At 69.3% G+C, this 12,837-nt stretch carries 14 protein-coding genes; 7 read left to right on the plus strand and 7 right to left on the minus strand.

Annotated elements, in window-relative coordinates; genetic code table 11:
- Window positions 1-221: 221 nt before the first annotated feature.
- From IP78_RS05075 to IP78_RS05105, 7 genes are all read left to right on the plus strand, one after another.
- Window positions 222-854: a nicotinate-nucleotide adenylyltransferase gene (locus IP78_RS05075; protein WP_369814666.1), complete on the plus strand. Its 633-nt coding sequence runs from the start codon at window positions 222-224 to the stop codon at window positions 852-854.
- Between the two features lie 202 nt (window positions 855-1,056).
- Entirely contained in the window at window positions 1,057-1,482 is a 426-nt protein-coding gene (gene rsfS / locus IP78_RS05080) for a ribosome silencing factor (protein WP_156320294.1), read from the plus strand.
- A gap of 7 nt (window positions 1,483-1,489) precedes the next feature.
- Window positions 1,490-1,954, plus strand: a complete 465-nt coding sequence (rlmH, locus tag IP78_RS05085; protein WP_054110626.1) for a 23S rRNA (pseudouridine(1915)-N(3))-methyltransferase RlmH — start codon at window positions 1,490-1,492, stop codon at window positions 1,952-1,954.
- Window positions 1,954-3,027, plus strand: a complete 1,074-nt coding sequence (locus tag IP78_RS05090) for a murein hydrolase activator EnvC (protein ID WP_054110627.1) — start codon at window positions 1,954-1,956, stop codon at window positions 3,025-3,027. The genes rlmH and IP78_RS05090 overlap by 1 nt, the downstream gene beginning before the upstream one ends.
- A gap of 493 nt (window positions 3,028-3,520) precedes the next feature.
- Window positions 3,521-4,891, plus strand: a complete 1,371-nt coding sequence (locus tag IP78_RS05095) for a S41 family peptidase (RefSeq protein WP_054110628.1) — start codon at window positions 3,521-3,523, stop codon at window positions 4,889-4,891.
- A gap of 117 nt (window positions 4,892-5,008) precedes the next feature.
- Window positions 5,009-6,208 (plus strand): divergent polysaccharide deacetylase family protein, encoded by a 1,200-nt coding sequence (locus IP78_RS05100; protein ID WP_054110629.1) that lies wholly within the window; start codon window positions 5,009-5,011, stop codon window positions 6,206-6,208.
- Between the two features lie 42 nt (window positions 6,209-6,250).
- A complete protein-coding gene (locus IP78_RS05105; protein ID WP_054110630.1) occupies window positions 6,251-6,739 on the plus strand; it encodes an RNA pyrophosphohydrolase in 489 nt (162 codons plus the stop codon).
- Between the two features lie 38 nt (window positions 6,740-6,777).
- On the opposite strand, the gene IP78_RS05110 is transcribed toward IP78_RS05105, so the two are convergent.
- The 7 genes from IP78_RS05110 to IP78_RS05140 all read right to left on the minus strand — a co-directional run bounded on the left by IP78_RS05110 (window position 6,778) and on the right by IP78_RS05140 (window position 12,609).
- On the minus strand, window positions 6,778-7,098 hold the full coding sequence (locus IP78_RS05110; protein WP_054110631.1) for a multidrug efflux SMR transporter: 321 nt from the start codon (window positions 7,096-7,098) through the stop codon (window positions 6,778-6,780).
- Window positions 7,099-7,306: 208 nt separating this feature from the next.
- Window positions 7,307-7,663 (minus strand): YnfA family protein, encoded by a 357-nt coding sequence (locus IP78_RS05115; protein ID WP_054110632.1) that lies wholly within the window; start codon window positions 7,661-7,663, stop codon window positions 7,307-7,309.
- Window positions 7,664-7,681: 18 nt separating this feature from the next.
- On the minus strand, window positions 7,682-7,948 hold the full coding sequence (locus IP78_RS05120) for an ATP synthase F1 subunit epsilon (protein ID WP_054110633.1): 267 nt from the start codon (window positions 7,946-7,948) through the stop codon (window positions 7,682-7,684).
- Window positions 7,948-9,501: a F0F1 ATP synthase subunit beta gene (atpD, locus tag IP78_RS05125; RefSeq protein WP_054110634.1), complete on the minus strand. Its 1,554-nt coding sequence runs from the start codon at window positions 9,499-9,501 to the stop codon at window positions 7,948-7,950. The genes IP78_RS05120 and atpD overlap by 1 nt, the downstream gene beginning before the upstream one ends.
- A gap of 40 nt (window positions 9,502-9,541) precedes the next feature.
- Entirely contained in the window at window positions 9,542-10,420 is an 879-nt protein-coding gene (locus IP78_RS05130) for a F0F1 ATP synthase subunit gamma (protein WP_054110635.1), read from the minus strand.
- Window positions 10,421-10,449: 29 nt separating this feature from the next.
- The gene (atpA, locus tag IP78_RS05135; RefSeq protein ID WP_054110636.1) at window positions 10,450-11,985 is read right to left on the minus strand and encodes a F0F1 ATP synthase subunit alpha; all 1,536 of its coding nucleotides are present in this window, start codon (window positions 11,983-11,985) and stop codon (window positions 10,450-10,452) included.
- A gap of 69 nt (window positions 11,986-12,054) precedes the next feature.
- On the minus strand, window positions 12,055-12,609 hold the full coding sequence (locus IP78_RS05140) for a F0F1 ATP synthase subunit delta (RefSeq protein WP_054110637.1): 555 nt from the start codon (window positions 12,607-12,609) through the stop codon (window positions 12,055-12,057).
- Window positions 12,610-12,837: the final 228 nt, after the last annotated feature.

A 12,837-nucleotide genomic window follows, 5' to 3' on the forward strand; every position in this document is an offset into this window, starting at 1 on the left:
GGCAAGGCGATACACAGGCAATGTCGGGGTCTGGCTCACCCGGCCACCCCCACCCGGTCTCCGCTTCGCTGCGACCACCCTCCCCGGACGGGGAGGGAGACAGCCATGCGCCGCCGTGTTAGCTCCATCCTGAGCAAAAGCCCCGAAGCCCCCAGAGCCTCGCCCTGTCCTTCTTCCACGCCGGACCCGCGCCACAGGCGATCGGCCCCCGCCGGGGTGCCTTGCGCGCCGGCCTGAACCTCATGCCCGGCATGACGGTCGGCCTGTTCGGCGGCTCCTTCAATCCGGCGCACGATGGTCATGCCCACGTCGCAGAGACGGCGCTCCAGCGGCTCGATCTGGACCGGGTCGTCTGGCTGGTGTCGCCCCAGAACCCGCTGAAAGATGCTGGCCAGACCGCGCCTCTGGCCGAGCGCATGGCCTCGGCCCGCGCCGTGGCGCCCGGCCCGCGCATGGTCGTTTCGGACTTCGAGACCCGCGCGGGTACGCGCTGGACGGTCGACACACTGCGCGCGCTCAGGGCCCGCCACCCGGGCGTGCACTTCGTCTGGCTGATGGGATCGGACAATCTGGAGAGCTTCCACCGCTGGCGGGGCTGGACCGACATCATGCGGATGATGCCCGTGGCCGTGGTCGCCCGCCCGGGTTCGCTTCTGGAAAGCCGCGCTGCCCCAGCCGCCCGCCGTTTCGCCGGCCATCGCGTCTCCTCGCGCGAAGCCCGCCTGCTGGCCCATATGGAGGCGCCCGCCTGGACCTATCTGCGCGCGCCGCTGAACCCGTCGTCGTCAACGGCGTTGCGGGCCCGGTCACCCACTTCGCGCTCAAGCAGCGAGGAACCGCGTTCCGAGCGATAGCGCCAAGAGCCGGTGACCTTTCGGCCCTCCCGTGCTATGAGACCGCTTTAGTGACCACCTTCGGAGCCCTCCGCTGACCCCCTCGCCCGCGCACGACGCGCAAGACGATGCCGTTTCCAATACGGCCCCCGCGACCGAGTCCTTCGAGCCCCCGCACGCCGAGGACGGCGCTCCCGAGGACGACGACTCCTCCGATTACTCCCTGTTCGGCACAGGTTCCGAGGGTAATGAGCCCGAGGACGACGACGCCCCCTTCACCCGCGACGCCCCCCTGCCGGTCGGCTCCACGCCGATCGAACAGGCCGTGCTGGCCAAGCTGGACGAGGACAAGGCCCAGGACATCGTCCTGATCGACCTGAAGGGCAAGTCGCCCATGGCCGACACCATGATCGTGGCGTCGGGCCGCTCGCACCGCCACGTCGGCGCTCTGACCGACCACCTGCTGCGCACGCTGAAGGACCACGGCCTGGGCCGCGCCAAGGTCGAGGGCCTGCCGCACTGCGACTGGGTGCTGATCGACGCCGGCGACGTGATCGTCCACCTGTTCCGCCCCGAGGTCCGCGTCTTCTACAACATCGAGAAGATCTGGGCCGTGGACAGCGCGCACCGGACCCCCGCCTCGGCCTGAGCCGGGCGTGAAGCTCGCCATCCTCGCCATCGGCCGGCCCGGGCGCGGGCCGGAGGCCGAGCTGGCCGTCGACTACGCCGCCCGCGCCAGCGCCGCCGGGCGTCCGCTGGGGCTGGGTCCGCTCGATCTGATCGACCTGGAGCCAAAGAAGACCGGCAAGGTGCCCGAGGCCGAACTGATCCTGACGGCCGCCGAAGGCGCGCACCTGATCGCCTGCGACGAGCGGGGAAAGACCTTCTCCAGCCGCGCCTTCGCCGACCACATCGCCAGGCTGCGCGATCAGGGCGAGCGGCGGCTGGTCTTCGCCATCGGTGGGGCGGACGGACTGGACGCCTCGGTGCGGTCGGCCGCCCGCTCCACTCTCGCCTTCGGACCCCAGACCTGGCCCCATGCGCTCGCCCGCGCCATGCTGGCCGAGCAGCTCTATCGCGCGGTGACGATCCTGTCCGGATCGCCCTATCATCGCGACTGATGAAGCGTCTCGCCGTCCTCGCCGCCGTCCTGCTGGCCGCCCTGCCCGCCTCTGCGGCCGTTCAGGAGGACCTCGAGCAACTACAGGCCCGCTACCGGGACGAACAGGTGCGCGCACGACGCCTGCGCGCCGATGCCGAGGCCGCCCAGAGCGAGATCGCCGCGCTCGACCGCGAACTGGCAATCCTTGAGCGCGACGTGGCCTCCGGAGACCGGGAACTGGCCGCCCAGCGCGCCCGGCTGGCGGCTCTGGGCCGACGCGAGGCCGCCTTCGTTTCGGAGCTGGCCAGGGCGCGCGACAGCCAGATGCGGCTGCTGTCCGCGCTTCAGATGATGAGTCGCCGCCCACCCCCGCCCCTGCTGATCCCGGCGGAGCGCGCCGTCGACACGGTTCGCGCCGCCATCCTGATGAAGGCCATGGCCCCGGACCTGCGTGCCCGTGCCGATGCGCTCTCCGCCCGACAGGCCGAGATCGGCCGGATCCGCCGCCTCGCCGTCCTGTCATCGGAGCGGCTGATGACCACCGAAAGCGCCCAAGGCGACCGCCGCGCCGAGATCGAAGGCCTTTCGGCGCGCCGCACCGCCCTTCTGACCGTCCTTCGCGCCGATGCCGAGCGCGCAGAGCGCGCCGCCCGCACACTCGAGAACCGCATCCGCGCCCTGGGAGCTACGCCCGTCTCTGCCACTGCGGATGCCGACGCCCCGGCCAGCCGCCTTCCCGCGGGTCGAAACCGACTGACCGCCCCTGTCCCCGGGCCGCCGTCCGTCCGCTTCGGTCAGGGCGGCGACGGCGCGCGCTCGCAAGGCTGGCGCTGGAGCGCGTCAGGCGACGTCGCTGCCCCGGCGGGTGCCCGCATCGATCACGCGGGACCGCTGAGCGGCTGGGGCGAGGTGGTGATCCTCGATCTCGGCGACGGCTGGCGGGCGGTCCTGGCCGGCCTCGATACCGTTTCGGTCGAACCGGGCCAGCGGGTCGCCGACGGCCAGACCCTGGGCCGCGCCGAAGCGGGCGGCGAGGTCTACCTGGAACTCCGGCGGGGCGACCGTCCGGTCGATCCCGCGCCGTTCTTCTGACCGCGTGGTCGATACGACCGATACTGACGCAGCACGGCCTTAACCTGCGAGGGTGCAGTCGACCGCAGCCCTGACCCGAAGCCCCGCCGAAGTGGTCCAGATCGCCTGGCGTCGGCTGTGTCGCGCCATCGACGACGGCCTGTCCATGGACGCCGTCCGCTGGGCCCGGGTCCACGCCGCTCTGGTGCGGCTGGCGTCCGATGCGCCGTCCCGGTGTAAAGCCGCAACCCCGAGCCCAGCTGCAGCGCCTTTACCTCATCCCCAGTTGGAGAAAGTGGAGTCCAATTTTGCGGACTCCAGGTCGTCATTGTCTTTCGGGGACATCCCGACCGCCAGCGACTGGTCGATCGACCCGTGCGGGAGCGATCCTTGACCCTTTTCCACTTTCCTCCGCCGCATGACGCTGATTTTATCGACCGGACGCGGACCCGCCACGATTGGCGGCGACGGTCCGCGGCTTCCTCCCGCCCCACCGGGGCCTGAAAGAGACCGAATGCGCAGACTTCTCGTTGCCGGAGCCGCCGTCGCGGCGCTGGGCCTATCCGCCGCCGCTGTCGTCGGCCAGACGCCCCGGAACGAGACCTTCCGGATGCTCCAGCTGTTCGGCGACACCCTGGCGGTGATCGAGCAGGCCTATGTCGTTCCCGTCGACAACAAGAAGCTGATCGAGGCCGCGCTGGCCGGCATGATGACGGCGCTCGACCCGCATTCGAACTACCTGGCGCCCGACGGTTTCGACGACCTGCAGGAGCGCACATCGGGCGAATACTCCGGCGTCGGCCTGACCATCACCACCGAAGGCGGCCTGGTGAAGGTCATCTCGCCGATGGACGACGGCCCCGCCGCCCGCGCGGGCGTCCAGGCGGGGGACGTCATCTCGGTCATCGACGGCCAGAACGCCGCCGGCCTGACAGTCTCGGAGGTTTCCGAGAAGCTGCGCGGGGCCATCGGCACTTCGGTCAACGTCACCTTCCTGAGGGACGGCTCCGACCCGCTGGAAGTCACCCTGGTGCGCGAGGTCATCACGGTCGACAGCGTCACCGGCCGCATGGAAGGCGAGTTCGGCTACCTGCGGGTCGCCACCTTCAACGAGAACACCGGTCGGGAGCTGACCGAGGTCATCGAGCGGCTGAAGAGCCAGAACCCGAACATCCAGGGCTATGTCCTGGATCTCCGCAACAACGGCGGCGGTCTGCTCAGCGCGGCCATCGACGTGTCCGACACCTTCCTGGAACGCGGCGAGATCGTCAGCCAGCGCGGCCGCCGCCCGGATCAGATCGAGCGCTACGCTGCACGGCCCGGCGACCTGACCGGCGGCCTGCCGGTCGTGGTCCTGATCAACTACGGCTCGGCCTCGGCGTCGGAGATCGTGGCCGGCGCCCTTCAGGATCAGGAGCGGGCCACGATTGTGGGCCTGACCAGCTTCGGCAAGGGCTCGGTCCAGACCGTCATTCCGCTGCGGGGCGGCCGCGACGGCGCCCTGTCGATCACGACGGCGCGCTACTACACGCCGTCGGGCCGCTCGATCCAGAAGATCGGCATCGAGCCGGACCTCGAGGTCGCTCGCACCGAGGCCGAGGGGCGGATCGTCTCGCGCTCCAGCTTCGTCTATTCCGAGGCCGCCTATGCCACGGCGCTGGACGCCTCCATCGGGGCCGAACGTCGCGGCCCGCACACGCCGCGCGAGGCCCCCGGCCCGGACTATGACGCGGACGCGGACTATCAGCTGCAGCGGGCGCTGGACGTGCTGCGCGCCGGGGGCGACCTGACGCGTCTGGCCGCCGCGCCCGAGGGCATCATCGTCACCGAACCCGGCACGCCGGACATCGAGACGGCCGCCCTGGAGGACACGACGGAGGAGTGACGCGCAACCGGTCATGGCTAACGGCGCGTTAGGCTTTCTTAACCGCCGACCGCCATTCTGACACGCGAAGAGCGCCGCCCGGAATCCGTCCGGCGGCCAGAGCGTTCGACGTCGTCCATGTTCGCCAAGCGCCAGTCCGCCCTCGCCGCCGCCGCCGGCAGCCCTCCGCCCTCGCGGATGCCCAAGATCGATCTCAAGGCCGTGCTGGCCTTCCTGAAGCGCCCGCCGGTCGCCGTCGGTGCAGCCGGCCTGGTGCTTTTGTCCGCCGTCGCCCTGTTCCTGACGGTTCTGGGCGACCCCCGCGCCGGCACGCCGTCGGCGCATGTCGCGCTGAAGCGCGAGGCCGCGCCCGCCCCCGCGGCTCCGACCGGCCTCGAAGCCTTCTCCATGGGCGGGTTCGCCGCCTGGCAGGGCCTGTCCGATCCGGCCCTGCTGGACGCCAGTGGCGCGGCCGGAGGCGAGGCCCTGATCACCCTGCCGGACGGGGCGACCGTCGCGGGCGGCTCGGCCATCGCCGCGCCGGTCATCCCGGCCGAACCCCTCACCCCCGCCCCCATCGCGGGCCTCAGCCAGCCGGGCCCGAACGGCCCCCTGCCGGTCATCGCCACCGACGGCCGCGTCCCGGCCCAGGCCTATGCCCGTCCCTTCACCCCGAACGGCCGCCCGCGCGTGGCCCTGATCGTCGGAGGCCTCGGCCTGAACGCGGTCACCACCCGCGCCGCCATCGAGCGCCTGCCGCCGGAGGTCACCCTCTCCTTCGTCCCCTACGCCGAGGATCTTCAGGGCTGGATCGACCTTGCCCGTCGCCAGGGCCACGAGGTCCTGATCGAGATCCCGATGGAGCCGACCGGCTATCCCAACAACGATCCCGGCCCCCAGACCCTGCTGGCCAACGCGACGCCCGACGACATCGAGACCCGCATGGCCTGGCTCCTGGGGCGCGCCACCGGCTACTTCGGCGTGACCAACTATCTCGGCGACCGTTTCGTGACGTCGGACGCGGGGATGAGCGCCTTCCTCGGCATCCTGCGCCAGCGGGGCCTCGCCTTCTTCGATGACGGGGTCGCGCGCCGCCGCCCCGGTGCCTGGTCGCGCGCCTCGGCCGACACTATCGTCGACGAGACCCAGACGCCCGCCGCCATCATCGCCCGCCTGAACGCGCTGGAGGCCACGGCCAAGACGCGCGGCGCCGCGCTCGGCACGGGCTTCGCCTATCCGGTCACCGTCGAGGCCGCCGCCCGCTGGACCGCCGGTCTGGAGGCCCGCGGCGTGCAGCTGGCTCCGGCCTCGGCCCTGGCGGCCCGGCCCGGGCGGTGATCGATCATTGACGGCATCGATGTGAGCGAAGATGGGGACGCCATGTCCTCGCCCGATCTCTCTCGCCACCGCCCCAACGTCGGGGTCGTCCTGTTCAACGCGGAGGGCCAGGTCTGGTACGGCCGCCGCGCGGGCATGACCGAGGGCCACGCCTGGCAGTTCCCTCAAGGGGGCGTCGATCCCGGCGAGGACCTTGAGGCCGCCGCCCGCCGCGAGCTGGAGGAGGAAACCGGCGTCACCTCCGCCGAGCTTATGGGCCGCACCGACGGCTGGATCGTCTACGACTTCCCCGAGGCCCTGAAGGCGCAGCACCGCCGCGACGGTCGCAAGCCCTGGGACGGCCAGAAGCAGGTCTGGTTCGCCTTCCGCTTCACCGGCGAAGACGCCGAGATCGCGCTCGATCGCCACGAGGAGGTCGAGTTCGACGCCTGGCGCTGGGGCCGTCTGGAAGAAGCACCCGAGCTGATCGTCCCGTTCAAGCGCGACGCCTACGAACAGGTCGTGGCGGCGTTTACGCGGTTCGCGAGTTAGCCCCCGAGACGCCGCGCGGCGAGCGGACGCGTCTCAACCTAGGTGCTCGGCGCGAGGCGCATCAGGGTAAGACCCGCGAGGATCAGCCCGGCCGCCGCCACCCGCACGGGATGGACGCCCTCGTTCAGCCAGATGACGCCAACGATAAAGGCCCCCACCGCCCCGATGCCGGTCCAGACGGTGTAGGCCGTGCCTAGTGGCAAGCTCTTCATGGCCAGGGACAGCAGGGCGAAGCTGACGCCCATCGTGCCGAGCGTGATCAGGCTGGGAACCAGCTTGGTGAACCCGGCCGACTGCTTCATGGAATAGGCCCAGACCACTTCCAGCAGTCCGGCGACGATCAGATAGACCCAGGCCAAGATCAGCCCTCCTCGCGAAAGGCCGGGCCGTCCCGGACTTGTCCCCGGTGCCCATGTCAGGTGATCCGGGGGCGAGGACGTGGCCTCGTCTTTCAGGCGGTCATCTAGGACCGGGGACGCTCGGGTTCAAGCCGCGCGAGGCCCTGGTCAGGTTGGTGAGCTTGATGTCTCGGATTGGTCGATTTGACGTCGGCCCTGGAGCCCGGAATCAGCCTCCCCGCGGCCCGAACAGGATGACTCCGGCCCCGACCAGACAGATCGCCGCCCCGGTCAGGTCCCATCGGTCCGGCGCGCGCTGCTCGACCAGCCACAGCCATATCAGCGACGCGGCGATATAGACGCCGCCATAGGCCGCATAGGCGCGCCCGGCCGCATCGGCCTCGACGCGGGTCAAAAGCCAGGCGAAAAGGACCAGGCAGACGACGCCCGGCACAGCCCAGAGCGCCGAGCGATCCAGCCTCAGCCAGGCCCAGAAGGCGAAGCATCCGGCGATCTCGGCGATCGCGGCGAGGACATAGATCAGGGCGGTCCCGGCGTATCCGCCGATGCCCGCCCCTGCGCCCATGTCAGGCCCCAAGCCTCACTAGGCCGCGACCTCGGCGGCTTCCTCGGCCAGGATGGTCAAACCGGCCGGCGTCACATCGGCGAAGCCGCCCTTGACGGTGAAGGTCCGGCGCGTGCCGCCGTTGATGACCGTCACCTGTCCCTCGCGCAGCGCCGTCATGAAGGGCGCATGGTCAGCGAGCACGCCGAAGTCGCCTTCGACGCCCGGCGCATCGACCTGGTCCACAAGGCCGGAGAAGACCTCGCGTTCCGGGGCGACAAGGGAGAAGTTCAGCTTTCCAGCCATCAGGCGTCCGCCGCCATCTTCTGGGCCTTCTCGACGGCCTCCTCGATGGTGCCGACCATGTAGAAGGCGGCTTCCGGCAGGTGGTCGTATTCGCCGGCGACGATGCCCTTGAAGCTGCGGATGGTGTCGGCCAGCTCGACGAACTTGCCCGGCGAGTTGGTGAACTGCTCGGCCACGAAGAAGGGCTGCGACAGGAAGCGCTGGATCTTGCGGGCGCGGCTGACGATCAGTTTGTCCTCTTCCGACAGCTCGTCCATGCCCAGGATGGCGATGATGTCCTTCAGCGCCTTGTACTGCTGCAGGACTTCCTGGACGGAACGGGCGACGCGGTAGTGCTCCTCGCCGATCACCAGCGGGTCCATGATGCGCGAGGTCGAGTCCAGCGGGTCCACGGCCGGGAAGATGGCCTGGGCGGCGATGTCGCGGCTCAGCACCGTCGTCGCGTCCAGGTGGGCGAAGGAGGCGGCGGGCGCCGGGTCGGTCAGGTCGTCAGCGGGCACGTAGATGGCCTGGACCGAGGTGATCGAGCCCTTCTTGGTCGAGGTGATCCGCTCCTGCAGATTGCCCATCTCGGTGGCCAGCGTCGGCTGATAGCCCACGGCCGACGGGATGCGGCCCAGAAGCGCCGACACTTCCGAACCGGCCTGGGTGAAGCGGAAGATGTTGTCGACGAACAGCAGGACGTCCTTGCCCTCTTCGTCGCGGAAGTACTCGGCCTGGGCCAGGCCGGTCAGGGCGACGCGGGCGCGGGCGCCGGGGGGCTCGTTCATCTGGCCATAGACGAGGGCGCACTTCGAGCCCTCGGTCGAGCCGCCGTTCTTGGACGGGTCCACGTTGACGTTGGACTCGATCATCTCGTGATACAGGTCGTTACCCTCGCGGGTGCGCTCGCCCACGCCGGCCAGGACGGAGTAGCCGCCGTAGGCCTTGGCGATGTTGTTGATCAGCTCCTGCATCGTCACGGTTTTTCCGACCCCGGCGCCGCCGAACAGGCCGATCTTGCCGCCCTTGGTGTAGGGGCACATCAGGTCGATGACCTTGATGCCGGTGACCAGGATTTCCGACGAGGTCGACTGTTCCTCGAAGCTGGGGGCCTCGCGGTGGATCGGGCGGTACATCGTGGTCTGGATCGGACCGGCTTCGTCGATCGGGTCGCCGACCACGTTCATGATGCGGCCCAGAACGCCTGGGCCGACGGGGGTCAGGATCGACGTGCCGGTGTCGGTCACGGGCTGGCCGCGGGTCAGGCCCTCGGTCGTGTCCATGGCGATGGTGCGGACCATGTTCTCACCCAGGTGCTGGGCGACTTCCAGCACCAGGCGGAAGGGCTCGCCCGTCTTCTGGTCGACGTTCTGGGTTTCCAGGGCGTTCAGGATGGCCGGCAGGTGTCCGGTGAACTCCACGTCCACGACGGCGCCGATGACCTGGGCGATCTTGCCGGTGGCGACGGCCGAGACCGGCGCGGCCGACTTCGGCGCGGCAGCGGCCTTGGGCGCCTTGGGCGCGGCGGGCTTCCTGGCGGCGGGCTTCTTGGGGGCGACGGTGTCGGTCATCGGCGGGGTCCGTTTCGTAAGGTCTGTCAGGATCGGAGGATCAGAGCGCTTCCGCGCCGGCGATGATCTCGATCAGTTCGGTGGTGATCTGGGCCTGGCGCTTGCGGTTGTACTGCAGCGTCAGGGCGGAGATGAGGTCGCCCGCGTTGCGCGTGGCGTTGTCCATGGCGCCCATCTGGGCCCCGAAGAAGCTGGCCTGATTCTCGAGCAGGACGGCCAGGATCTGGGTCTTGATGTTGCGCGGCAGCAGGGTCTCGAGGATGTCCTCTTCCGAGGGCTCGTACTCATAGACCGCGCCGTTCAGGTCGATCGGAGGCGCGTCACCATCGACGACCGCGGGCACCAGCTGCTTGGGCGTCGGCACCTGCGAGATGACCGATTGGAAGCGGCTGTAGAACAAGGTCACGACGTCGGCGTTGCCGGCCTCGAACTCCTGGGCGATCAGCTCGGCGATCGGCTCGGCGGTCGCCATGCCGATGACCTTGTGGTCGGACAGCTCGAAGGTGCGGATGATCTTGTCGCCGTACAGACGGGTGAGGCCGTCGCGGACCTTGCGGCCCACGGCGATGATCCGGACGTCCTTGCCGTTGGCGATCAGGGTGTTGATCCGCTCGCGCGCCGCCCGGATGACGTTGGAGTTGAAGCCGCCGGCCAGGCCCTTGTCGCCGGTGGCGACGACCACGAGGTGCTTCTTGTCCGAGCCCGTTCCGGCGAGCAGCCGGGGCGCGTTGTCGCCCGAGACGCCGGCCGCCAGGTTGGCGATGACGGCGGCCATCTTCCGGGCATAGGGGCGCGCGCTCTCGGCCTGGTCCTGGGCGCGCTTCAGCTTGGCCGCGGCGACCATGTTCAGAGCTTTCGTGATCTTCTGCGTGGATTTCACGCTTCCGATCCGATTGCGCATTTCCTTGAGGCTGGCCATCGGGCGCTACTCTTTCAGCTGTCCGGGGGTCAGGCGAAGGTCTTGGCGAAGGCTTCGATCGCGGCCTTCAGCTCGGCTTCGAGCTCCTTGGACAGAGCCTTGGTCGACTTGATCGCGTCCAGGATCGGCTGGTGGGCCGAGTGCATCCGGGCCAGCAGCTCGCTCTCGAAACGGCCGATGTCGGAGACCGCGACGTTGTCGAGGAAGCCGCGCGTGCCGGCATAGATCGACACCACCTGCTCCTCGACCGTCAGCGGCGAGTACTGGGGCTGCTTCAGCAGTTCGGTCAGGCGCGCGCCGCGGGCCAGCAGCTTTTGGGTCGAGACGTCCAGGTCCGAGCCGAACTTGGCGAAGGCGGCCATTTCCCGGTACTGGGCCAGCTCGCCCTTGATCGAACCGGCGACCTGCTTCATCGCCTTGATCTGGGCCGAGGACCCGACGCGCGACACCGAGATGCCAACGTTCACGGCCGGGCGGATGCCCTGGTAGAACAGGTCGGACTCAAGGAAGATCTGGCCGTCGGTGATCGAGATCACGTTGGTCGGGATATAGGCCGACACGTCGTTGGCCTGGGTCTCGATCAGCGGCAGGGCCGTCATCGAGCCCGACCCGTTGTCCTCGTTCAGCTTGGCCGAACGCTCCAGCAGGCGGCTGTGCAGATAGAAGACGTCGCCCGGATAGGCCTCGCGGCCCGGCGGACGGCGCAGCAGCAGCGACATCTGACGATAGGCGACCGCCTGCTTGGACAGGTCGTCATAGACGATCAGGGCGTGCATGCCGTTGTCGCGGAAATACTCGCCCATGGCGGTGCCGGCGAACGGCGCCAGGAACTGCAGCGGGGCCGGCTCCGACGCCGTGGCGGCCACGACGATGGTGTATTCCAGCGCGCCACGCTCCTCGAGCGTCTTGACAATCTGGGCGACGGTCGAGCGCTTCTGACCGATGGCGACATAGATGCAATAGAGCTTGTCGCTCTCGGGCGCGCCTTCGACGTTGATCGACTTCTGGTTCAGGATGGTGTCGACGGCGACGGCGGTCTTGCCGACCTGACGGTCCCCGATGATCAGCTCGCGCTGGCCGCGGCCGACCGGGATGAGGGTGTCGATGGCCTTGAGGCCCGTCTGCATCGGCTCGTGCACCGACTTGCGGGGGATGATGCCTGGCGCCTTGACGTCCACGCGGCGGCGCTCGGTGAACTGGATCGGGCCCTTGCCGTCGATCGGCTCGCCCAGCGGGTTGACGACCCGACCCAGCAGGCCCTTGCCGACCGGCACGTCCACGATCTCGCCCAGACGACGGACCTCGTCGCCCTCGGCGATCTGGCTGTCCTGGCCGAAGATCACGGCCCCGACGTTGTCGCGCTCCAGGTTCAGGGCCATGCCCTTCACCCCGGCCTTGGGGAACTCGATCATCTCGCCGGCCTGGACGTTGTCCAGACCGTGGATGCGAGCGATACCGTCGCCGACCGACAGGACCTGGCCGACGTCCGAAACGTCCGCCTCGACGCCGAAGTTGGCGATCTGCGACTTGAGGATGGCCGAGATTTCAGCGGCGCGGATGTCCATGGCGGGCTCTTCTTCTCTATCGTCTTCGGACGGGCCGTCAGGCCCACTGCATCGGGTTGGTCGGCGCGCTTACGCGCGCTTCAGGGCAAACTTCATCTGATCGAGCCTGGTCTTCAGCGAGGCGTCGAACAGCTTCGAGCCGACCTTGACCTTCAGGCCGCCCAGGATCGACGGATCGACCCGGGCGGTCATCTCGGGGGCCTTGCCCAGCGCCTGCATCAGGGCCGAGCGGATATGGGTGGCCTGGGCGGTCGTCAGCGGCACGGCCGAGACCACCTCGGCGGCGACGACGCCGGTATGAGCCGAATAAAGGCGCTCGAAGCCCGCGATCACGGCGGGCAGGTCCCTAGCCCGGCCGTTCTGGGCCAGCAGGCCGAGGAAGTTCCGGGTCGTGGCGTCAAACCTGGCCTTGTCGGCGATGGCCACCAGCCCCTTGACCTGATCCTCTGACGCCATGATGGGCGAGGTCGCCAGGCGACGCAGGTCGGCGCTGTCGATCCAGGCCGCCTTCAGCGAATTCAGGTCCGCGCGCACGGGCTCCAGACGGCCGGTCTCCAGCGCCAGGTCGAACAGCGCCTGGGCGTAGCGCCCTCCGACTTCCGTCGTTCTGAAATCGTCAGCCAAGACCTGTCCGTCCGATATGCGGTTTCGTCAAACGATCGGCCGCACGCCTGCGCCGATCAAAGGCTTGTAATGCTTAAGGAAAGCACGGAGGGGGCCGTCTCTCAGGAAACGCCCCTCGCTAAGCCGGGCGCCGGATAGCACCCTTTGTCCCACGGAGCAACCGAGGCAGGAGCGCACAGGCGGGGCCTTGAACGAGTTCGGCGGACGTGCGCTTAGGAGACGGCTCGT

Origin of the sequence: Brevundimonas sp. AAP58, assembly GCF_001295975.1 — a bacterium.
Classification (GTDB): domain Bacteria; phylum Pseudomonadota; class Alphaproteobacteria; order Caulobacterales; family Caulobacteraceae; genus Brevundimonas.